Annotated in this window: 19 protein-coding genes; 14 read left to right on the top strand and 5 right to left on the bottom strand. The window is 63.8% G+C overall.

Annotated features, from left to right (window positions below; all coding sequences use genetic code 11):
* Positions 1-6: 6 nt before the first annotated feature.
* The 3 genes from ACU4IU_RS02370 to ACU4IU_RS02360 form a co-directional block, all read right to left on the bottom strand.
* Entirely contained in the window at positions 7-1413 is a 1407-nt protein-coding gene (locus ACU4IU_RS02370; protein WP_248284049.1) for a four-carbon acid sugar kinase family protein, read from the bottom strand.
* Positions 1410-2855: a GntP family permease gene (locus tag ACU4IU_RS02365; protein WP_180345667.1), complete on the bottom strand. Its 1446-nt coding sequence runs from the start codon at positions 2853-2855 to the stop codon at positions 1410-1412. Before ACU4IU_RS02365 ends, ACU4IU_RS02370 begins: the two co-directional genes overlap by 4 nt.
* Before the next feature lie 217 nt (positions 2856-3072).
* On the bottom strand, positions 3073-4134 hold the full coding sequence (locus tag ACU4IU_RS02360) for a 2,3-butanediol dehydrogenase (RefSeq protein ID WP_446655801.1): 1062 nt from the start codon (positions 4132-4134) through the stop codon (positions 3073-3075).
* 145 nt (positions 4135-4279) lie between these two features.
* On the opposite strand from ACU4IU_RS02360, the gene ACU4IU_RS02355 reads away from it, so the two are divergent.
* A complete protein-coding gene (locus tag ACU4IU_RS02355) occupies positions 4280-6397 on the top strand; it encodes a heavy metal translocating P-type ATPase (protein WP_446655800.1) in 2118 nt (705 codons plus the stop codon).
* Between the two features lie 92 nt (positions 6398-6489).
* On the opposite strand, the gene ACU4IU_RS02350 is transcribed toward ACU4IU_RS02355, so the two are convergent.
* Positions 6490-7440, bottom strand: coding sequence for a VOC family protein (locus ACU4IU_RS02350; RefSeq protein WP_446655799.1), 951 nt, complete (start codon positions 7438-7440; stop codon positions 6490-6492).
* A gap of 103 nt (positions 7441-7543) precedes the next feature.
* On the bottom strand, positions 7544-8278 hold the full coding sequence (locus ACU4IU_RS02345) for an IclR family transcriptional regulator (protein ID WP_446655798.1): 735 nt from the start codon (positions 8276-8278) through the stop codon (positions 7544-7546).
* Between ACU4IU_RS02345 and ACU4IU_RS02340 the strand changes: the two genes are divergently transcribed.
* From ACU4IU_RS02340 to ACU4IU_RS02280, 13 genes are all read left to right on the top strand, one after another.
* Positions 8256-9818, top strand: coding sequence for an RraA family protein (locus tag ACU4IU_RS02340; RefSeq protein ID WP_446655797.1), 1563 nt, complete (start codon positions 8256-8258; stop codon positions 9816-9818). The two genes, ACU4IU_RS02345 and ACU4IU_RS02340, sit on opposite strands and share 23 nt — an antisense overlap.
* Complete coding sequence (locus ACU4IU_RS02335; protein ID WP_139469605.1) at positions 9815-11236, top strand: TRAP transporter large permease subunit; 1422 nt, start codon at positions 9815-9817, stop codon at positions 11234-11236. The genes ACU4IU_RS02340 and ACU4IU_RS02335 overlap by 4 nt, the downstream gene beginning before the upstream one ends.
* Before the next feature lie 30 nt (positions 11237-11266).
* A complete protein-coding gene (locus ACU4IU_RS02330; protein WP_446655796.1) occupies positions 11267-11533 on the top strand; it encodes a hypothetical protein in 267 nt (88 codons plus the stop codon).
* The gene (locus ACU4IU_RS02325) at positions 11520-12491 is read left to right on the top strand and encodes a cyclase family protein (RefSeq protein ID WP_446655795.1); all 972 of its coding nucleotides are present in this window, start codon (positions 11520-11522) and stop codon (positions 12489-12491) included. The genes ACU4IU_RS02330 and ACU4IU_RS02325 overlap by 14 nt, the downstream gene beginning before the upstream one ends.
* Positions 12492-12557: 66 nt before the next feature.
* Entirely contained in the window at positions 12558-13352 is a 795-nt protein-coding gene (locus tag ACU4IU_RS02320) for an IclR family transcriptional regulator (protein ID WP_446655794.1), read from the top strand.
* A 278-nt stretch (positions 13353-13630) separates the two neighbouring features.
* Positions 13631-14899 carry a cytochrome P450 gene (locus ACU4IU_RS02315; protein WP_062241641.1) on the top strand — a complete coding sequence of 423 codons (1269 nt, stop codon included), beginning with the start codon at positions 13631-13633 and terminating at the stop codon, positions 14897-14899.
* A gap of 11 nt (positions 14900-14910) precedes the next feature.
* Positions 14911-16008: a PEP/pyruvate-binding domain-containing protein gene (locus ACU4IU_RS02310; RefSeq protein ID WP_446655793.1), complete on the top strand. Its 1098-nt coding sequence runs from the start codon at positions 14911-14913 to the stop codon at positions 16006-16008.
* Positions 16009-16072: 64 nt separating this feature from the next.
* Positions 16073-17959 (top strand): PEP-utilizing enzyme, encoded by a 1887-nt coding sequence (locus ACU4IU_RS02305; protein WP_446655792.1) that lies wholly within the window; start codon positions 16073-16075, stop codon positions 17957-17959.
* 3 nt (positions 17960-17962) lie between these two features.
* Positions 17963-18709 (top strand): SDR family NAD(P)-dependent oxidoreductase, encoded by a 747-nt coding sequence (locus tag ACU4IU_RS02300; RefSeq protein WP_446655791.1) that lies wholly within the window; start codon positions 17963-17965, stop codon positions 18707-18709.
* Positions 18710-18774: 65 nt separating this feature from the next.
* Positions 18775-19095 (top strand): 2Fe-2S iron-sulfur cluster-binding protein, encoded by a 321-nt coding sequence (locus tag ACU4IU_RS02295; RefSeq protein ID WP_446655790.1) that lies wholly within the window; start codon positions 18775-18777, stop codon positions 19093-19095.
* A 1-nt stretch (position 19096) separates the two neighbouring features.
* Positions 19097-20413 (top strand): NAD(P)/FAD-dependent oxidoreductase, encoded by a 1317-nt coding sequence (locus ACU4IU_RS02290; RefSeq protein ID WP_446655789.1) that lies wholly within the window; start codon positions 19097-19099, stop codon positions 20411-20413.
* Positions 20410-21171, top strand: coding sequence for an HD domain-containing protein (locus ACU4IU_RS02285; protein ID WP_446655788.1), 762 nt, complete (start codon positions 20410-20412; stop codon positions 21169-21171). Before ACU4IU_RS02290 ends, ACU4IU_RS02285 begins: the two co-directional genes overlap by 4 nt.
* Positions 21168-22685, top strand: a complete 1518-nt coding sequence (locus tag ACU4IU_RS02280; protein WP_446655787.1) for an aldehyde dehydrogenase family protein — start codon at positions 21168-21170, stop codon at positions 22683-22685. Before ACU4IU_RS02285 ends, ACU4IU_RS02280 begins: the two co-directional genes overlap by 4 nt.
* Positions 22686-22741 lie beyond the last annotated feature (56 nt).

The raw sequence follows: 22741 nt of genomic DNA, 5'->3' as shown, positions 1-22741 counted from the left end.
CACGATTCAGTCTCGCCTGACGCGAGCAGTCGTCGACAGGAATTCGAGGCAGTCGACGGCGGTGCCGGTGTCACCGATGAGCCCGCCTTTCGTGACGATCGGCAGTCCGTCAGCGCTTCCGCCGACGAGGCGACCGCCCACGGCCAGAGGCACGATCTCCTTGTCGATCTCCATCCCCATCGCACCGAGCTCGCGCATCACCGTGGCAGTGACGTCCCCGCCGGTGGTGTAGAGGCCGGAGACCGGGATGGCGGACATGACCGCCGAGGCGATCAGTGCCAGGCGCCGTGTCGTCTCTTCGGATTCAGCGTCGGTGAGTTCGCGCAGGTCGCTGGTCTCGAGGACGGTGGCGATGATGATCGCCCGCGCCGAGGCGGTCCGATCGATGAGGGCGAGTGCGGCCTCGACATCGGGCAGTCCCGCGTCGTCCAAAGGTGCACGCAGGACCGTGATCGTGGGGTCCTCGGCCACTGCTGCAAGCTGTGCACGGGTGACCTCGGTCGCCGATCCCGAAATGCCGAGCAGAATGCCGTCGGCGCGAGCCGGCAGCCGAGACTGAGCCAGGGCGAGGCTGCCGGGCCCGGGGTCGATGGTCACCCAGTCCAACCGCTCACCGTCGGCCAGACCTGCCCGGTCGCGGATGTCGGGGGAAGCCGCCTCGGCGAGCTCGTGGCTGATCTCAGCGATGACGGACCCGACGAGGTCGATGTGGTCGGTGGTCAGGGCATCGGCGATGAGCACGTCCGTTCCTTCGCCGATGGCGTCGAGTACGGCGGTGCGTACGGCATCCCGACCGGCCAGCACCGTGGCGATATCGATGAGGCGGCTGTTGAGATCCGTGCCGGCGGCAAGGATGTCCTCGATGACGGAGGTGCGCATGGGGGAGCGGACGTCATGGGCGAGCTCGGTGTGTTCGAGCAGTCGGCCGCCCAGCAGCTGTCGCCCCTGCACGGTGGTTCTGCCTGCGGCAGGGAACGCCGGCACGCACAGGCCCAGTACGCGGTGGCGTGGCCCGTCGGTCGCGGCGAGAGATCGTCTGCGGGCCGAGATGGCGGCGGCCGCGGCGGGTCCGACGTTGCCGCGCAGGGTGGTGTCGATTCGGCATGCTACGAGGTCGACAGCCCCGGCGGTTTCGATGAGCTCGGTGTAGAGCTCACTTGCCTGCCGTGCGGGCAGGTGCCGGGAGTCGGTGTTGACGACGACCGCGTCGAAGTCATCGAGCAGTCCGCTGATGTCGAGGTTGCCGGCCGGCCTGGTATCGGTGACGGTGATCGTCCGCAGCCCCGCCTCGGCGAACAGGGCTCCGCACGCATTTCCGCCGGTGAGGTCGTCGGCGACGATGAGGATGCGCGGACTCGCCTGGGCCGAGGCGGCTGCGGTCGTTTCGGAGTCGGACATTCGGGAGGCGCTCATACGACCAAGTCGAGCACGAACAGCAGCGGAAGGGAACAGATCCACACGGCGGTGGTGATTCCCGACCAGCCCTTGATGGCATTGATTCCGTCGAGGCCGGTGAACCGGGTGACGACCCAGAAGTAGGAGTCGTTGAAGTAGGAGAAGACCATCGAACCGGCGGTGCAGGCCATCACGGCCACCAGCGGGTCGAGTCCCAGCGGGGCGATGAGCGGAGCCGTCACCGAGGCGGCGGTGATCATCGCGACCGTGCCCGATCCCTGAGCCAGACGCACGAGCGAGGCGATGAGGAACGGGACGAGGAGGGCCGGCAGGCTGATCGAGGCGATCGCCTCGGCGAGGGCATCACCGACGCCCGACTCGCGCAGCACCAGTCCGAAGCTTCCCCCGGCGCCGGTGATGAGCAGGATGAGTCCGGCTGAGGCGGCGCCGTCGGCCAGCCAACTCTGCACCTGGTTGCGTGGGGTTACGCGGGGCAGCAACGTGTAGACGGCGAGGACGAGGCCGATGATCAGAGCGACGACGGGGTTACCGAGGAAGGCCAGAGGTGCGACCCAGGCGGAGGGCTCGTAGGCGTCTCCGGCAAGTTCGCCCTGAGCGTTCTTGTCGATCGCGGTGCTCACGGTGTTGGCGACGATGAGCAGGAGCGGGACGATGAGCGGAAGGAAACCGAGGAAGGCGCCCGGCTTTTTCGACGAATCGGGAGCGGAATCGGGTCCCGTCGCGTCTCCGCCTTCGGCGGTGAGGACGGTGCCTCCGGCGGAACCTGATGCGGTTTCGGCGACCGCCTCGGCGTAGACATCATGCTTGACCTGGGCGTTGAGGACGGGTTCGAGCTTCGGTCCGATCCAGCGAGCGTAGACGACGACTACGGGCAGAAGGACGACGGTGAACACGAGACCGGCGAGGATGACTGCACCGATATCGGCGCCGAGGATGCCGGTGGCTGCCAGCGGACCGGGCGTCGGCGGCACCATATGGTGGGTCAGCGTCATTCCGCAGCCGAGAGCCAGGGCGAGGGTGACATAGCCGCCCTTCTTCACGCGGGCGATCGAGCGGGCCAGCGGGTTCATGATGACGTATCCGGAGTCGCAGAAGACGGGGATGGAGACGAGGGAGCCGACGGTGCCCATTGCCCAGGGCTCACGGCCTTTGCCGAAGGCGCGCAGGAAGGCGCGGGCAAGGGAGTCGGCGGCACCGGAGACTTCGAGGATCTTGCCGATGCCGACACCGAGTCCGATGACGATGCCGATGCTGGCCAGGGTGTCGCCGAAGCCCGTGGTGATGGAGTCGACGATCGAGAGCAGGTCCTGGCCGGCGACGATGCCGGTGACGATCGCTGCCAGGAGCAGGGCGATGAAGGCGTCGAGCCGGGTCGCGAGCACGATGACGACGATCGTCGCGATTCCGGCGACCAGCGCCAGGATGAGTTGCAGGTCCATATGGTCCTCCGCAGTGAGGCCGGCTCAGGGAGCCAGGGCGTGTGGTTCTCATTGGCTTCGACCTGATGTGCGATGCCCGTTGGGCAGTCGACGATCAGCATCGAAGTTGAACAGTATGAGCAAGTATGTGTCATAACTGCGCATTTATGCAATGTATGCGGAGTGTCCCAACGAGTCTGCGTCGGGTTCGTGGGATTGGACCTTGCTGATTGGGCAATCAGCCACGTGGGTCGACGATGATCTTCACGTGCTGCTCGTTGTTGTTGATGAGTTCGTCGAACCCGCCCGAGATGAGCTCATCAAGGCCGATGCGTGCGGTGATGAATGCCGAAAGATCGATGGTTCCGCTGGAGGCGAGTCTGATCGTCTCGGGATGGTCACCGGAGTAGCCGATCGTCCCCCTGAGGTCGATCTCCTTGAGGACCAGTTTCGGCATGTCGACTTCGGGCTTATGTCCCCAGATGGAGACGTTGACGATGACTCCGCCGGGACGGACGGCGTCGATGAGCATGTCAAGCACTACGGGGACGGAGGAGCATTCGAATCCCACGTCGGCTCCGCGTCCGTCCGTGCGCTCGCGGACGGTACTTGCGACGTCGGATTCACGCGGGTCGAAAACCTCGTCGGCAACTCCTGTCGACAGGGCCATTTCCTTCCGCGCCTCAGAGAGTTCGGAAACGTAGACGGTCAGCCCCTTGGCTTTGAGGACGGCGGCGGTGAGGAGGCCGATCGGACCCGCGCCGCCGACGACGGCGATCTGGCCGGCTCCAGCATCAGATCGCACAACTGCGTGGTGTGCGACTGACAACGGTTCGATCAGTGCAGCTTGATCGAGTGGAATGTCGCCGATGGGGTGCACCCAGCGACGCTGGACGACGATCTTCTCCGATAGCCCGCCACCGCGACCGCCGAGACCGATGAAGTTCATATTCTCGGACAGCTGATAGCTCTGACCGGGGCCGGTGTCGACATCGTCGGCGATGATGTAGGGCTCGACGACGACGTTCTGGCCGACCTCCAGATCGCTGACACCTTCACCGAGTTCGGTGATCGTGCCGGAGAACTCATGTCCCAAAGTCACCGGCGCGGATTCGCCGGAGATCGGGTGGGGGTGGCCCGCCGGTGGGACGAAGATCGGCCCTTCGAGATATTCGTGGAGATCGGTTCCGCAGATCCCGCACCATGCCACGTCGATGGCGACTGTGCCCGGTAGCAGTTCGGGCTCTGGAATATCGTCGATCCGGATGTCTTTGCGTGCGTGGAACCGTGCTGCTCTCATGTTGAGTCCTTTCGTGAGGCCTATATGGGCCGTTCGGCGTTCTTCGACGCTAGAGCGCCTGCGACATGAGAGCCAGGGTTGCATGGGATTGCACGTGAGGGGACTCACCGTTGATTTATACCCCTAGGGGGTATATCTTCGGGGTATGGACAACCAGCAGAATCATCGGCATATGCGGCCCGATGAACCGGGACATTCTGGTCACGAGGGACATTCCGGACATTCGGGCCACGGCGGGCACGCAGGGCATGCGGGTCACGGCGATCACGTCGCGCAGTTCCGCCGCCTGTTCTGGATCATGCTCGTCATCGCCGTGCCCGTCGTCGCATTCAGTCCGATGTTCGGCCACCTCGTCGGCTATGAGGTTCCCGAAACCGGCATCCTCGGTGCACTCCGATGGCTCGCGCCGATCCTCGGCACCGTCATGTACGTCTGGGGCGGCAAACCCTTCCTGACCGGCGGGCTCGACGAGATCAAGGGGCGCAGCCCCGGCATGATGCTGCTCATCGCTTTGGCGATCACGGTCGCCTTCATCTCCTCCTGGGGCTCGTCGTTGGGCCTGCTCGACCCGCAGCTCGACTTCTGGTGGGAGCTGGCCCTGCTGGTCGTGATCATGCTCGCCGGTCACTGGATGGAGATGCGCTCACTGGCGCAGACCACCTCGGCGCTGGACAGTCTCGCCGCACTGCTGCCCGATGAGGCGGAGAAGATCGTCGATGGGGAGACGGTGGCCATCGCTCCGGGCGAGCTTGTCGTCGGTGACATCGTCCTCGTCCGTCCCGGCTCCTCGGTTCCCGCCGACGGTCGGATCATCGACGGTTCGGCCCATATGGACGAGTCAATGGTCACCGGAGAGTCCGCCACGGTCCGACGGGGCGAAGGCGCTGCCGTTGTGGCTGGCACCGTCGCCACGGATTCCGGGCTCCGGGTCGAGATCACCGCGATCGGTGACGACACAACGCTGGCGGGCATCCAGAAGCTGGTCTCCTATGCTCAGAACTCTTCGTCGCGTGCGCAGCGCATCGCCGACAAGGCCTCGGCTTGGCTGTTCTGGTTCGCTCTCGGCGCTGCCGTGATCACCGCGGTCGTCTGGTCGCTCATCGGTATGCCTGACTCGGCGGTCGTGCGCACGATCACCGTGCTCGTCATCGCCTGTCCTCACGCCCTGGGCCTGGCCATTCCTCTGGTCGTCTCCATCGCCACCGAGCGCGCGGCCCGTGCCGGTGTCCTCGTCAAGGACCGGCTCGCACTCGAGACGATGCGCACGGTCGATTCCGTGCTCTTCGACAAGACCGGCACCCTGACGAAAGGTGAGCCGACAGTCACCGGCATCGAGGCTGTACCGAGCGACGGGGCCGCGCGGACCGAGGATGAATTGCTCGGTCTGGCCGCCGCGGCCGAAGCCGACAGCGAACACCCGTTGGCCACCGCCATCGTCAAGGCAGCCGCTGATCGAGGGATCGACGTGCCGAGTGCATCCGACTTCTCCTCGTCACCTGCGGTCGGTGTCAGAGCCGTCATCGCAGGCGAAACGGTCGAGGTCGGTGGACCCAGGCTGCTCGAGGCGCATGACGCCCCCGAGGCGAAGGCCGCGGAAGCGTGGAGGGCCGAAGGCGCCATCATCCTCCATGTGCTCGTCGACGGTGCCGTTGTCGGTGCCCTGCGGCTGGCCGATGAGATCCGCCCGGAATCGCGCGATGCCGTCGATGCGCTTCATGCCATCGGTGCGCAGGTCGTGATGATCACCGGAGACGCCGAGGCGGTCGCGCAGTCCGTTGCCTCCGAACTAGGCATCGACCGTGTCTACGCCGGTGTCCATCCCGCTGACAAGGCGGCGAAGGTCTCCGAACTGCAGGGGGAGGGGCGTCGCGTGGCGATGGTCGGTGACGGGGTCAACGATGCGCCCGCTCTGGCGCAGGCCGATGTCGGCATCGCCATCGGCGCGGGAACCGACGTGGCCATCGCTTCTGCCGGAGTCATCCTCGCCTCCGACGATCCGCGTTCAGTGCTCTCGATCGTCGAGCTCTCTCGCGCTGCTTACCGGAAGATGAAGCAGAACCTGTGGTGGGCGGCCGGATACAACCTGCTGTCGGTGCCGTTGGCGGCAGGAATCCTCGCTCCCATCGGGTTCGTTCTGCCGATGAGCGTGGGCGCGATCCTGATGTCGATCTCGACGATCGTCGTCGCCCTCAACGCTCAGCTGCTGCGTCGACTCGACCTTCATCCGCAGGCGGCTGTCGAGCGAGTGCATTTCAAGAGCTGATCTCGGCGGAGACGACTGAGGCGGGTGATGCCGTTGAGCATCACCCGCCTCAGCGTGTTCTGACCGGCGGAGCTCTTCGCACCGGCGGAGTGTCAGCGCGCCAGCGTCTCGTCGATGGAGCTGGTTCCGGTGGCCAGAGTGACCTGCGTGCCCCACGGGTCGACGACTCGCACCGAACGTCCGTCATCGGCGAAATCGAGGCTGTGCGCACGCAGACGCGCGACCAGTGCATCCAGATCCTCGCGCCCGGGAACGGTGATCGCCACATCCCCGAGGCCGAGGCTGGCCGCCCGGGGGCCGGCACCGCGGCTGTTCCAGGTGTTCATGGCCACGTGGTGGTGGTAGCCGCCGGCCGCTGCGAAGAGGACTCCGGGCATCGACGACAGTGAGGGTTCGAAGCCGAGGGCGTCGACGTAGAACTCGCGGGCCTGCGGGATATTGCCGACCTGCAGGTGGACGTGGCCGACGATGCCGGGTTCGGCGGCAGTGTTCGCGAGGACGTCCTGGTTGAGGTGGCGTTCGAGGAAGCGGTTCGGATCGAGGTAGAGCGTATCCATCTGGACCTCACCGTCGAGTGAGTGAGTCCATTCCGAGCGGGCTCGGTCGATGTAGAGCTCGATGCCGTTGCCTTCGGGGTCGGTGAAGTAGAAGGCCTGGCTAACCAGGTGATCGCTGGAGCCGACGAAGGTGCTGTTGGTGTTCTGCGCGGCGTGGGCGACCGTAGCTGCCAGGGCTTCCTTGGTGTCGAACAGGAACGCGGTGTGGAACAAGCCGGCCTGCTTGGGGTCGACGCCGGGCAGGCCCGGGGTTGCGACGAGCTTGACCAGGGGAGTGGTGCCGCGGCCGAGCACGCGGTGGACCTCACCGTCGCGGGAGGTCTCCTCGAGGGGCTCCATGGCGAGGGCGTTCGAGTAGTAGTTCGACATCTTCTCGAGATCGCCGACGCGCAAAGTCACAGCGTCCATTCCGGTGGCAGCGCTGAGTGTGGTGTCATTGGCGGCCGGTGAGGCGGTCGTAGCAGTGGGGGTGTCGGTGACGGTCATGCGGTTCTCCTGAACACGGTGTGCTGATAGATCCAGTGTAGATCTAGTTAGTTGAACATTCAACAATAATGCCGTAGTTCTTATTCCGGGAGGTCGGAGCGGGCTAGTTTCCCGGTAGTTCTGGGAGGCCGTGGCCGATGGAGATTGCCGCCTGTCGAACCTGACGGCCCAGCGATTGAGTCTTCTCTTCGGGGAAGTCGTCGATTGTTCCGGTGACCTGGATGGCGGCAAGGATTCCATAGTCGCCCGGAATTGCGGCGGCGACGCTGGCGACCCCGGGCTCGCGTTCTTCCCGCGAGATTGAATAGCCGCGATCTCGGATTCCGGCAACGTCGAGCATCAGAGCGTCGAGCTCAGGAACTTGTTTGCAGTTCGATTCCTGCTCCTGATGCAGGCTTTTGATGTCGCCATCCTTGAGCTGGGCCAGGATGGCTTTGCCGCCGCCCGAGGTGAGAGGGAGCCGGGAGCCGACGACGAGCTCGTATCCGAAGTTGCGGGCAATGCCTGCGCGGGAGAGTGCGACTCTCTGCCCATTGTGCTCGCGATACAGCGTTGAGGTCAGGCCGGTGATTGAGGCGAGCTCGATAAGCACGGGGCGGGCAGCGCGGATCAATGGGTTTGTCGTTGAGAATGCATGTGCGCCGAACGTGAGGGCGATGCCCGGGCGGTACCCGTTGCTGTCTCGCTCCACTCTGTCGCGGGCTTCGAGCACGGCGAGGATTCGCTGAGTCGTTGCCACCGGGAGTCCGGCGCGCCGGGCGATTTCGTTCAGGCGCAGCGGTCCTCGTGAACTGTCGAGGATCTCGAGGACGTCGATGGCTCTCTCGAGTGACCTCATCGGAGATTTCTGGGCGGGCATTCGATTCCTTCGGTCGGCCGTTGGGTGCGTCAGACTCCCATGCAGTGAGATTCTACCTTCCGGAAATGATATTCCGTTTTCATTTGATGAGTTCCGGGTGTTGACAATCACTCTCGCGCCCTGCAATATTTCGTACTGCGATATAGATTCTCATAGAATGGGTGCAAGGATGCATATAGCGGTAATTGGTTTGGGTGAGGCAGGAGCGCTCTACACTCAGGGGCTTGTGGCCCTCGGTTGGGATGTGACCGGTTACGACCCGGCGGACGTCCCGACTCCACTCGGAGCCGTGCGAGCCGAGACGTCTGCAGCGCTGGTGGAGACCGCTGATGCGGTGTTGTGCATGGTCGGAGGACGGGCCGCCGTGCCCGCAGCGCAATCTGTGGCGGAGTTCCTGCCCGAGAATTCGATCTTCATCGACATGAACTCGGCCGCTGCCGCCGTCAAGAACGAAGTCGCCGAGAGCGTCGGGGCGCACCGCTACGCAGACGTTGCGGTCGTCGGCTCAGTACCCGAACACGGGGCAGGGACCCCGCTGGTCATCAGTGGTCAGGCCTCAGCGCCAGCGGCGAAGATCTTCTCCCAGCTCGGCGCGCCTGTTGAAGATATCAGCGGCGAACCAGGCGATGCGGCCAAGCGCAAACTGCTTCGCAGCACATTCATGAAAGGCCTCGGCGCACTCATCGTCGAAACCCTGCGCGCCGGTGAAGCCATGGGAGCCCGGGATTGGGCGCTCAACCAGATCTCAGCTGAGCATTCGGGCGGATTCGAAGCCGTTGAACGGCTCTTTTCGGGCACTGTCAAGCACGCCGACAGGCGCGGTCACGAAGCGGCGGAAGCAGCGGAGATGATCGACTCTCTCAGCGTTCAGTCAACGATGTCCCACGCTGCCGCTCGTTCGCACCGGCTCATTGCTGCCTCGTCGAAGATGCCGGCGGACGAGATCCTGGCTGCCTATGCAAATGTTCCAGCTGCCAATATCGGTGATGCCCGCGAGCGGATGGGGCTGGTCGACGGTGGAATCAAGGCACTATGGCCTGGAGCAAGGGCAGTGGGACGAGCCAAGACTGTGATCGTGCCTGCTGGAGACAACCTGCTTCTGCGTCAAGCCCTCGAAGAGGTCGAACCCGGAGAAATCCTCATGGTCAACGGCCAGGGGCATGCCGACCGCGCTCTGCTCGGAGAACTGATGGCCGAGCGCGCCCGCAAGCGAGGCGCAGTCGGAATCGTGGCCGACGGAGCTCTGCGCGATGTTCGCGACCTCGAAGAGATGGGCTTTCCCGCGTGGGCCAGGGCGGTGAATCCGGCAGGGCCGTATAAGAATGGTCCAGGGCAGATCGATGTGCCCGTGGCTATCGGGCGCGTAGTCGTCGAACCCGGTGACCTCGTTGTCGCCGATGACGACGGTGTCGTCGTCGTGCCGTGGGGTGAGGTCGTCGAGACTCTCGGCCTCGCGCTGGCCGTCCAGGAGGACGAAGCCGGTCGGCGGCAGAAGATCATCGGAGGTGACCTGACATGATGGCCGTTCTCGCGCTCGTCGTCTTCATCGCCGTCATCATCGTCTGGAATGCCGTCGTCGGTCGCAACATCGGCGAGGCGATGACTCTGGGTTTCCTCTCCATCTGCGTTTTCGCCTTCATCGCCGGTCCCTCCGGCGAGGACTCGGTGCTGACGATGATCTGGGCATCCGTCTCCGACGCTCTGACGGAAGAGATCATGTTCGCCGCGCTCGCCTTCGTCTTCGTGTCCTATGTGCTCGAGCGAACTCCCGTGCTCACCAAGCTCGTCGATCTGCTCAATTCCCTGCTAGGGCGATTCCGCGGAGGCCACCTCTACACCACCACGGTGGCCGGAGCGATCTTCGGCGCCATCGCACATATCGGCGCTGCCATCACCGCTGCAGTCGGATCGATCACGATTCCCTGGATGAAGAAGTCCGGGGTCAAACCGGAGATCGCCGCTACGGTGGCATCGGGACTTGCCGGCTTCGGTGTCAGCTTTCCATTTTCGGGAACGATGTTCATCCTCGTCGGCGGCCTTGTTGCGCAAGGAGCGATGGAGTCCCATGAGATTGTCATGCCCTTGTTCTTCGCCGGGCTGTGGGCGCTCGTCTACCGCCTGATCGTGGCGTTCTGGATAGTTCGGAAATACAAGATTCCGGCAGTGCCGTCTGAAGATCGACTGCCCATCCGCACGAGTCTGTCCCAGGGATGGACGACGATTCTGCTCCTGGTTCCCATTTTCGTTCCCCTGGTCCTGTCGTTCGGTCCGCTCGCGGATTTCCTCGCGGACTTCACTGGCGTCAGTGCAGAATCCGAACCGGGCAAGACTCTTGCTGACGGCACAGTTCTTGATCCGACACCGCTGGCGATGCCGGACGTCGTCAGTCTGCTCACCTGGATTCCGGTGCTGATGATCGTCTTCGTGCTCATCCTCGGGCGCAAGTCACTGCCGAGATCGGCCTCGGGGTGGTGGAAGCTCATTGAGGGATCTGCCTCATCGTTCGGCGTCATCGGCATCACGATCTTCGCGGCATTCTCCGCATCGAATCTCCTCGGGGAGATCGGTCTGGCTGCCGAACTCGAGGCGCTGCTGTCCTATCTCGATGTGCCGAAGTGGCTGATGGCGATCGCAATCGGAGTGATCATCATTCTCATTGCTGTGCCGCTGACCGCCAGCGCGACCATGGCTGCGATCGGGCCCGTCGCGGTGATGACGATGGCGAGTACGGGCATTCCCGTGCCGGTTGCAGCGGCGGCAGCCCTGATCTTCGCCTCGACGGAGGGAGCCTCTCCGCCTTCAGGGGCTCCGATCTACGTGGCGGCGGGCATCGCTGAGGTCAATCCCGGCAAGACATTCGTCCCGCTGCTCAAGTACTACTGCGTCCCGTTGCTGGGCGTCGGCACGCTTATCGCCCTCGGGTTCCTCCCGATCTGAGCCTCGAGTAGTCAAGAAAGGAATCGGACAATGAATGTTTCGACGAATCAGAGTCGCGGCCGCTTCGAGGCGGTGTGCTCTCATCTGTTCGCCGCCTCGACAGTGCTCTTCCTCCTCGGCGGGGCTGTGATTGTCATCTGCCAGATCGTCCTCATGGTCGTGGGGAAGGGCTTGATGGCTATGGACGTCGCCGAGGCGGTCGGACCGTATGCCTTCGGTGTGTCCTCGATCGCGGGGCTCCTGGCCTTCGTCCTCACCTATTTCCACAAAGGAGCATCGAGAGATGGAGAAGACTGAATACCCGACCTACGCCCAACTGGAGGCGCACACTCCGCCCGGATCATCGTGGGGAGTCTTCGCCGACGCGGATCGGGGCACGGCGAATTTCGCCGGCCATGCAGAAGTCCGTGAGGCAGCATCGTCGGTGACCCGGGGAGAGGTATTCAACCTCGACTACTCACTCAATGCGTTCGACCCGCCGATGGCTCGAGCCAGGCGCGCACCGGAGCACGAGATCCTCTCGACGCACTCGGAGTCCCGCGACGATGTACTCCATGAGTTCTTCCTGCAGGCGACCTCACAGGTCGATGGTCTTCGACATCGACGTGCCTCCGGTTACGGGTTCTACAACGGTGTCGCCGACGCATCGATCCGCGCCGGCGTTCCCGACCTCGGTGTCCAGTCCTGGGCGGAACGGCCGATCGTCGGGCGGGGACTCCTTCTCGATATCGCAGGCCTCCTCGCCGATGAGGGCACACCGCTGGAGCACCGAGGCGGCCCCGTCCTTGAGATCGACCACCTGGAGCGAGCCTGTGCGCGGCAAGGTGTGAGCGTTCGTTCTGGCGACATCGTCATGGTGCACACCGGTTGGTCCTCATGGTTCATCGGATCCACCAACGAGGTCCGCGACGAGGTGCGGTCTGGGCGAAGGGCCACGGGGTTCCGGCAGTCGAAGGACCTGGCTCGATGGATCTGGGATCACCAGGTGGCGACCTTCGCAACCGACACCTTCGCCGTTGAGGTCCTTCCGGTCGTCGCCGACAGCGACTTCCTAGAATCGGCTCCCGAGGACAAGGGGATGATGCATCAGGAGCTCATCGCCAAGCTCGGAGTGCCGCTCGGGGAATTGTGGAACCTGGAGTCGTTGCTAAAGGACTCCGAACGGACGGGCCGCTGGGATGCGATGTGCATCATCAAGCCGCTCAACCTCGTCGGAGGAGTCGGATCGCCTCCGAACGCCACTGCGATCCGGTGATTCGGGCGACCCGCCATCCGTGATCTTCTCGATGGCATCGTTGACAGATCGGATAGATTCTCGGTCATGGAGCACAATCAGCGTCCAGAGGTGCCGAAGGACGGCCGCACCGTCACCCACAAGGTCCTCAGCCTGCTGACGACCTTCGAAGAGCCGCGGCGCAGCTTCACGCTCACCGAACTCGCCGAGGCGGCGCAGATTCCCCTGAGCACCGCGCACCGACTGGTCAACGAGCTCGTCGACTGGGAGTTTCTCTCCCGCACTCCGCAGGGTCGGTATCAGCTGGGCCTGCGACTGTGGGAGATGGGGCAGAACGTCGGCAGGCAGCTGCGAGAGACGGCTCGACCATTCATCCAGGACCTCTACTCATTCACGGGCGAGACTTCTCAGCTCGCCATCCGCGACGGCCGTGAGGTGCTCTACATCGACCGTGTCTACGGAACCGAGAGGGTCCCACGGGCCTCGCGGGTAGGCGGACGACTGCCGATGCATTCGACTGCGGTCGGAAAGGTGCTGCTCGCCTTCGAAGAAGACTGGCTCTCCGAGGCCTACTTGCGGCAGCCACTCGACCAAGTAGCGCCTCGGACGGTGACGAATCCCGGGCTGCTTGCCGAGCAGCTCGAGCAGATCCGGACCGAAGGGTTCTCTGTGACCAACGAAGAGCAGCGACCCGGTGCCTGCTCGATCGCGGTCCCCGTCTTCCATTCCGGTCGCATCGGTTCGAGTATCGGCCTCGTCGTCGCCTCTGAGAAGGCCAGTACGCTGACGCGCCATCTGGCGACGCTCAAGGGAGTCAGTGAGCGCATCGAGGCGGCAACCGCGAGGATCCCCCTCGAGACGCTGCTGGGCTCTCACCGCTGAGGGTGCTGATCGGCAAGCCACATTGTTGACCCCCGGGGCTCAGCCAGTAGCTTCGCCGAGGTTGCGCTCGCTATCGGCCACATGGGCTTCGCAGACTTTTCGTTAACTCCCAAGGTAGGCCGCTGACCTCGTCAAAAGGGCAGTCGCTGCTGCGCTGGGTGGAAAACTCGGCGCTTCCAACTCGCTTCCGTTGAATGGAAGCCGAGCCATCGAGAATCTCGTTCGTGCCTGTAGGGTGATCATCACTGTCAGCAGTGACTCGCATCACAGGAGATGGAATGACTTTGCAATCCGCAGCAGAGACCGGCAAGTGCCCCTACAGCGGCGCGGCTGAAGGCTCTCACCACGGGTACGAACCCTTCGACATGAAGAACCCTTTCCCGGCCTATGCCGAGATGCGCAAGGAAGAACCCGTGATGTTCGATGAGCGAGTCGGCTATTGGGTCGTGACACGCTACGACGACATCAAAGCGGTCTTCGAAGACTGGGAGACCTTCTCCTCGGAGAACGCGCAGGCCCCGGTGCGCAAACGCGGACCGCAGGCCACGAAGATCATGAAAGACGGAGGCTTCACCGCCTACTCCGGGCTCTCGGCACGCATCCCGCCGGAGCACACCCGCATTCGTGAGATCGTGCAGAAGGCATTCACGCCGCGACGCTTCAAGAAGCTCGAACCAGAGATCCGCGACAACGTCGTCAGCCGCATCGAAACGATGCTTGCGCGTCCTGACAAAGACGGTGAGATAATCCGCGATCTCGCCTATGACATCCCGACCATCACCATCCTCACGCTCATCGGTGCCGATATCGACAAGGTCGATACCTACAAACGCTGGTCCGACTCCCGCGCCGCCATGACGTGGGGAGATCTGTCGGACGAGGAGCAGATCCCACACGCCCACAACCTCGTCGAGTATTGGCAGGAATGTCTGAGCATCGTCGCCGACGCCCATGAGAACGGCGGAGATTCGATGACCGCCGACCTGGTCACAGCACAGTCCGAAGGCGCGGAGATCAGCGACCATGAGATCGCGTCCGTCCTCTACTCGCTCCTCTTCGCCGGCCATGAGACGACGACAACGCTGATCGGCAACACCCTGCGAGTGCTGTTGGCCCATCCAGATCAATGGCAGGCGCTCATCGACGATGAGAAGAAGATCCCCAAAGCGGTCGACGAGGTCCTCAGGTACTCCGGTTCGATCGTCGGCTGGCGCCGCAAAGCGCTGAAGGACGCCGAGGTGGGAGGCGTGAAGATCGCCGAGGGCGACGAACTGCTGCTGCTCATGGGCTCAGCCAACCGTGACGAGTCCCGCTTCGACGGCGGAGAGGACTTCGACATCGACCGACCCAACGCCCGTGAACATCTGTCCTTCGGATTCGGCATCCACTACTGCCTGGGCAATATGCTCGCGAAGCTGCAGGCGAAGATCTGCCTGCAGGAGATCACCCGCCTGGCACCGAATCTCAAGCTCGTCGACGGTGAGAACATCGACTTCCGGGAGAACCTCTCGTTCCGCGTGCCCAAGACCGTCCCGGTGACCTGGTGAAGGAGAAGTCCATGAGTTTCGTACAATCATTCGACTCCACGTCCGAACCCCGCCTGGAAGACCTCGGCGGCAAGGGTGCCTCGCTGGTGACCATGACGCAGGCAGGAATGCCCATGCCACCCGGATTCGTCGTCACAACCGAATCTTTCGACTCCTTCGTCTCCGAATCCGGCATCGCCGAGGAGATCGTCACCGAACTCGGAGCTCTCAATCCCGATGACGTAACTGAGGTCGACGAGATCTCCGCTCGCATCCGCCGTCGGCTCACCGGCTCCGAGGTGCCCGAAGCTGTTCGGAGCGCCACGAAGACCGCCTACGACGAGCTCGCTGCCGCCTGCGGGGGAGAAGTACCCATGGCTGTGCGGTCCTCGGCCACGGCAGAAGACCTGCCCGACGCCAGTTTTGCCGGCCAGCAGGACACCTACCTGTGGCTGAGTGGATATGCGGCGGTGACCGAACACATCCGCCGGTGCTGGGCTTCCCTCTACACGTCCCGAGCCATCATCTACCGGCTGAAGAACAACATTCCCGATGAGGGCCTGTCGATGGCCGTCGTCGTGCAGAAGATGGTGAATGCGAAGACCGCGGGAGTGGCGATCACGATGAACCCCGCCAACGGCGACCGGTCGAAGATCGCCATCGACGCGTCTTGGGGCGTCGGAGAGACCGTCGTCTCCGGTCTCGTCACTCCCGACAACATTCTGCTGGACAAAATCACCCTCCAGGTCGTCAACGAACATATCGGAGAGAAGCACATCGAACTCGTCCCCGCCGACGGGGAGCTCGCCGAACGCGAGGTGCCGGTCGAACGCGCCGAAGTCCGGTGCCTCTCTGATGAGGAGCTCACCGAAGTGGCGACCCTGGCCAAGCGGGCGGAGAAGCACTACAAATGCCCGCAGGACATCGAATGGGCAATTGATCGGGACCTGCCGGAGGGTGAGAACCTGCTCCTGCTGCAGTCCCGACCGGAGACGGTGCATTCCTCTGCAGAGAAGAAGACCGAGAAAGAACACGCGGCCGCGACGAAGCCGGCTGCGCCTGCGGCAGCCTCGACCGGCGGAATCGACCTCGGATCGATCACTGCCTCCCTGATGAAGAAGACCGGCTGAACCCCGCCGCAGCGAACCTCACTTACGACCCAACTCACGAACCACCGATGCAATGGAGCAGACAATGTCAATGAAGTCGTTTCCCCGTCCCTCCGATCTTCCCGTCCCAGCCGGCGCCGAAGGCTGGGAGAGGATCTACCCCTACTACCTCGTATTCCAGGACAGCCTGAAGGAGATTGAGGACGAGAAGTTCTGGTTCTGCGATTCTCAGCACTGGCCGACCGTGTTCAAGCCGTTCGAGACCATCGGCGGAGAGTTCGCCGTCAAGTGTCTCGGCCAGTACAACGCCCGTCACCTGATGATTCCCAATGCCAACGGCATCGACTTCCGCATCCACCAGGGCTACCTCTACATGTCGCCCATCCCCGTGCCCGAAGACCAGATCGAGGCTCGGCTGCCGGAGTTCCAAGCCCGCATCGGCCACTACTTCGCCAACTGGGAACCGCTCCTGGACCAGTGGAAGACGAAGGTCCGGGGAACCATCGACGAGATAGAGGCGCTCGACTTCTCGAAGCTTCCCGATATGGTCCCCATGGATGACATCCTCTCCGGCAAGGCCAAGGACGGATCCGAGCGACTGCTCGAGAACTTCGACCGCCTCATCCAGCTCGCCTACCAGAACTGGCAGTACCACTTCGAGTTCCTCAACCTCGGCTACATCGCCTATCTCGACTTCTTCAACTACTGCAAGGAGATCTTCCCCGACATTCCCGACCAGTCGATCGCAACGATGGTCCAGGGCGTGGACATGGAGCTCTTCCGCCCCGACGACGAACTCAAACAGCTGGCAACCACAGCCGTCGAACTCGGCCTGCAGGCTGCATTCGACAACACCGACGACGCCGAGGCGACGCTTGAGGCCATCGCCGCAGCCGATGGAGGCACTGCATGGCTGGCCCAGTGGGAGAAAGCTCAGGACCCTTGGTTCAACTTCACCACCGGAAACGGCTTCTACGCCCACGACGAGTACTGGAAAGAGAACTTCTCGATCCCGCTCGGCTTCATCGCCGACTACATTCGCCGCCTCGACGAGGGGCAGACGATCATGCGGCCGACCGAAGCACTCATCGAGGAGAAGGAGCGCATCGTCTCCGAGTATCGCGATCTTCTCGATGACGAGCAGGGTGCGACCTTCGAAGCCAAACGACACTTGGCCGCCACCGCCTACCCGTATGTGGAGAACCATAACTTCTACATCGAGCACTGGACGATGGGCGTGTTCTGGCGCAAGGTCCGCGAACTCGCCGCGACCCTCGTCGAGCACGGAGTCTTCGCCGAAACAGGCGACTTCCTCTACCTCAACCGCAATGAAGTCCGTGATGTCCTCTTCGACCTCGTCACCGCGTGGGGAGTGGGCGCCCCACAGGGTCCGATCGCCCCGGCCTACTGGCCGCCGATCATCGAAGAGCGCAAGAAGATCGTCGCCGCCCTCAAGACCGCTCGTCCGCAGCCGGCGCTGAATACCCCGCCGGAGGCCATCACCGAACCGTTCACACGGATGCTGTGGGGAATCACCACCGAGCAGGTCCAGTCCTGGCTCGAAGCCGATTCCGACAACGTCACCGGTCTGCGCGGAATGGCCGCCTCACCCGGCGTCGTCGAAGGAGTGGCCCGCGTCGTCATGGACGCGTCACAGATCCACGAGATCGAACAGGACGAGATCCTCGTCGCCCCGGTCACCGCACCCAGCTGGGGGCCGATCTTCGGCAAACTCAAGGCCACCGTCACCGACATCGGCGGCATGATGAGCCACGCCGCCATCGTCTGCCGTGAGTACGCGCTGCCGGCCGTGACCGGCACGGGCAATGCCTCGACGACGATCCGGACGGGGCAGAGACTGCGCGTGGACGGAACCCGCGGCACCGTGGAGATCCTCGACCTCGAGGACTCGGTCCCCGAAGTCAGCGGCCCCGGTGCCCACAGCCACGCCCACGCCACGGCAGCGAGCTGAACGATGACTGATCCACGCACCGTGCTCATCACCGGCGCCGCCGGGGGACTGGGACGCGCCTTCGCCGAAGGGTTCGCAACGGCCGGCGACCGAGTTATCGTCGCCGATATCAACCTCGCCGGCGCGGAGGAGACGGCCACGTCTCTGCGCGCCGCCTCGGCGGAGACCCTGGCATGCGAGGTCGACGTCACCGACCGAGCCTCGACGCAGGCCCTCGCCGAGGCTGCCGCCGACTTCGGCGGAGGCAGCATCGACGTCGTCATCAACAACGCCGCGATCTACGCCGGGATCACCCGATCTCCCTTCGAAGACATCGCCGAAGACGAATGGGACCTCGTGATGGGAGTCAACCTCAAGGGGCCCTGGCAGATGACCCGGGCAGTCAGCCCGTATCTGCCGGCAGGCGGCAGAGTCGTCAACCTGTCCTCGGCCACGGTGATGTCCGGATCCACACAATGGGCTCACTATGTGGCGTCCAAGGGAGGAGTCATCGCACTCACCAGGGTGCTGGCAAAGGAACTGGGCACCAGGGACATCACGGTCAACGCGATCGCTCCCGGGTTCACGCTCACCGAGGCCAGCTATGAGCTCATGGACGATGCAGCGACCTACGGAGTCGACCGCGGCGCCATCCGCCGTGCCAGCCAACCCGACGACATCGTCGGCGCCACGATGTTCCTCGCCTCACCCGACGCCGGATACATCACCGGCCAGACACTCGTCGTCGACGGCGGCCGACAGTTCATCTGAACACTGACGCCACAGGCGACACCGCAACCGCAGACCACCAGCACCACTGTAGGAAAGGGAATGACATGCCGACCGTACATTTCACCGATTCCGAAGGCACCACCCGCGACATCGACGCCAAAGTCGGCGACTCCGTGATGGAGACCGCGGTGCGCAACGGAGTGCCCGGCATCGTCGCCGAATGCGGCGGGTCCCTCTCATGCGCCACCTGTCACGTCTTCGTCGACGAATCCGACTTCGATGGGCTCGATCCGATGTCGGAGATGGAAGACGAGATGCTGTGGGGCACGACCGAAGATCGGGAGGACAACTCCCGTCTGTCCTGCCAGCTCAAGGTCACTGATGACACCGACCTGCACGTGACCACTCCGGAAACCCAGGTGTGACATGACGACGACAACGCAGACGGCACCGGCCGACGCACAGGATCGACCGGCCCGCACACAGACCGGGATGCTCATCATCGGAGCCTCCCAGGCCGGAGTGCAGCTGGCGATCTCATTGCGGGGGACCGGATTCACCGAATCGATCACCCTCCTCGGCGAAGAGGACCATCGGCCCTACCAGCGGCCGGCCCTGTCGAAGGAGTTTCTGCAGGGAACAGTCGACAAAGAGAACCTCATCTTCCGCAGCGCGGAATACTGGGACGAGCACAACATCGAACTCGTCAAGAACACGCGCATCGAGAAGATCGACAAGAACCCGGACGGCTCCGGAGTCGCCATCGCCACCGACGGTGAGGAATACCCCTTCGCCCGTGTGGCACTCGCCGTCGGAGCGCGAGCCAGACCGCTGGAGGTTCCCGGCGCCGACCTTGCGGGAGTGACCTATCTGCGCAGCGCCGATGACGCGCTGTCGCTGAAAGGCAGCCTCGATGACTTCACCGATGTCGTCGTCATCGGCGGCGGATTCATCGGTCTCGAAGTCGCCTGCTCCCTGCACGGGATGGGCAAGAACGCCACCGTGCTCGAACACGGCCCCCGCCTCATCGGGCGCGCCGTCGGAGAGGAGACTTCCGAGTACTTCTACCAGGCGCACCGAGAACGGGACCTCGACATCATCCTCAACTCCCGGGTCGAAACACTGATCGACGACGGCAGCGGGCGCGTGTCCGGAGTGGCACTGGCCGACGGGACCGTAGTCCCGGCCCAGCTGGTCATCGTCGGCATCGGCGTCATCCCGAACACCGGACTGGCCGAGCAGATGGGCTTGAAGACCGAGAACGGAATCGTCGTCGACCGCTATGCGCTCGCCTCCGATGGTACGACCATCGCGGTGGGAGACGTGGCGAACATGCCCAACCCGCTTCCGGACGCGCCGGAGGGGGAGCGGATCCGCCTCGAGAGCGTGAACAATGCGATCGAACATGCAAAGGTCGCCGCCTATTCGGTCTCAGGTCGACGTGAAGAATACGCCGGCATTCCCTGGTTCTGGTCGAATCAGGCCGATATGAAGCTGCAGATCGCCGGACTGTCGATGGGCTTCGACTCCACCGTGGTGCGTCGTGATGACGAAAAAGGCAAGTTCAGCGTCTTGTACTACCGCGAGGGCCAGATCATCGCAGCCGACTGCGTCAATGCTCCCCTGGACTTCATGGCGGTGCGCACCGCTTTGGCCAAGAACCAGCAGATACCTGCCGACCAGGCCGGCGATATGAGCGTCACGCTCAAATCCATCGCCGTCGACCGAGAGGATCCCCGATGAATACCCGAACCGAAACCAGCAGCCGCGAACAGGACTATCCGAGCTGGGCGGCAGCGGAGTCCGGTGACACCGCCGACGACCCTCGAGCCGTCCGTTTCGCCACCGACTACCCCGTCCGCCCTATCCCGATGGAAGGGACGGTCGACACACAGCCGATCTGTTCGACTCCGAGCAGTGGATTCGAGGCGCTGTGGAAGCAGATCGAACCCGAGACGCGCACTCGCGGCAACGATGTGCACCTGCCGATCTCGGCCGCCTATGCCGAGCGACTCTGCGACGCCTACCCCTCGGCCGACCGTGAGCTCGTGCTCGTCACGATCATCCTCCACGACACTGGCTGGGCACATGTCGACGAATCCAGGATCATCTCTGAAGGCTTCGGCGGTGACTGGCGCAAGGCCACGATCCGGTTCGAACACGAACGGGAAGGCTGCCTCGTCGCACGCCGGGTCCTGCCGGGCCTCGGCTATTCCGAGGACTTCGTCGAACGCGTCTGCGAGATCATCGACGGCCACGACACCCGCCCGGTCGCCTTCAGCCTCGAGGACGCCTTGGTTCGTGACGCCGACCGTCAGTGGCGATTCGACAGGGCCGGAATCGCTCTGTCCGCGTCGTGGTTCGACATGGATATGGCCACCTACACCGACCGGCTGGAGAGGGAGATCATCCCCGAACTCATCACCGAAGGAGCAGTGACCATGGCCGAAGCAGACCTGCGCCGTCAGCGGGACCTGCTGCGCACCGAGGTCATCCGATGAGCACCGTCGACACCGTCTCTCCGACGCTGACCCGAGCCGACCTGCGCCGAGATCTGCCCTACAGCCACGTCGATGACCATTTCATCGACGGTGCCTGGACGCCCGCCGCCGATTCCGAACGGAACCCGGTCATCGATCCGGCGACGGACGAGGTGTGGGGCTCGGTGCCGGCAGCGACCTCGGCGGAACTCGATCGAGCCGTGACCGCAGCCCAGGCATCGATGAACGAATGGGCGAGCCTGACCGCGGTCAAGCGGGCGAAATACCTGGTACGGATCGCCGAGGAGATCGAAGCGCGAAGCGAAGACCTGGCACGGACGAACACACTGGAGAACGGCACCCCGATCTCCGAGACCCGGGGAGCGGCGGCGAATGCGGCTGGAATCTTCCGCCATTTCGCCACCTTGTCCGCGTGGATCGACGATGAGGACATTCGTGACTTCCCTGCCGCCGCCGACTCCTATTCGGTGGTGCGCAAGGATCCGATCGGAGTCTGCGCACTGATCGCACCGTGGAACTTCCCGATCAACCTCGTCGTCGTCAAGCTCGCTCCCGCGCTTCTGGCCGGGTGCGCCGTAGTCATCAAACCAGCGTCGGTGACTCCATTGTCCATTCGCTTCATCATCGATGCCGTCGCCGCCGCCGGAATGCCCGCCGGCGTGGTCAACCTGCTCACCGGTCCCGGACGATTCGGCGATGCCCTCGTCTGCCACCCGGGAATCAGCAAGGTGGCGTTCACCGGTTCGACCCCGGTGGGCCGGCGCATCGCCGCTGCCTGTGGCGAACTGCTGCGCCCGGTGACGCTGGAGCTCGGCGGCAAATCCTCGGCGATCGTGCTGCCCGATGCCGATCTGGAGGCGATGGGGCGGGTGCTCGTGCGATCGTGCATGCGCAACACCGGACAGACCTGCTATATCTCCACCCGGATCATCGCACCGGCTTCCCGGTACGACGAGGTCGCTGAGGTGGTGGGACGGACGATCGCCGAGGGGCGGCAAGGGGATCCGCTCGCCGAAGACACAGTGTTCGGGCCTGTGGCATCGCGGTCCCAATACAAGACCGTCATGGAATACATCGCCTCCGCTCACGAGGAGGGCGCTCTTCCCGTCACCGGGGGAGCTGCCGCCGATGTCGACATTGACGGAAAAGCTGGGATGTTCATCCAACCGACGGTCTTCACCGAGGTGACCCCGCAGATGCGCATTGCGCGGGAGGAGATCTTCGGCCCCGTGATCTCGATCCTGCGCTACGACGATTCGCAGGGCCCCGACGAAGCCGTCTCCCTGGCCAACAACACGGAGTTCGGACTCGGCGGCATCGTCTTCGGCGCTGACGCAGAGGCCGCTCAGGCAGTAGCCGAACAGGTCGATTCAGGATCGGTGGGAGTGAACTTCTTCGGTTCGAATCATTCGGCACCCTTCGGCGGGCGTCATGACTCCGGCCTCGGCGTCGAATACGGCGTCGAAGGGCTCAGTCAGTACATCACGTACAAATCGATCCACCGGAAGCGGTGAGACCGAGCACGGTGCGACTGTGCCTTGTGCGACCGGGCCCGGTGTGAGCGCCCACG

The sequence above is a fragment of the Brevibacterium sp. CSND-B09 genome, from assembly GCF_052906525.1.
This window is presented reverse-complemented; position numbering and strand designations above follow the sequence as displayed.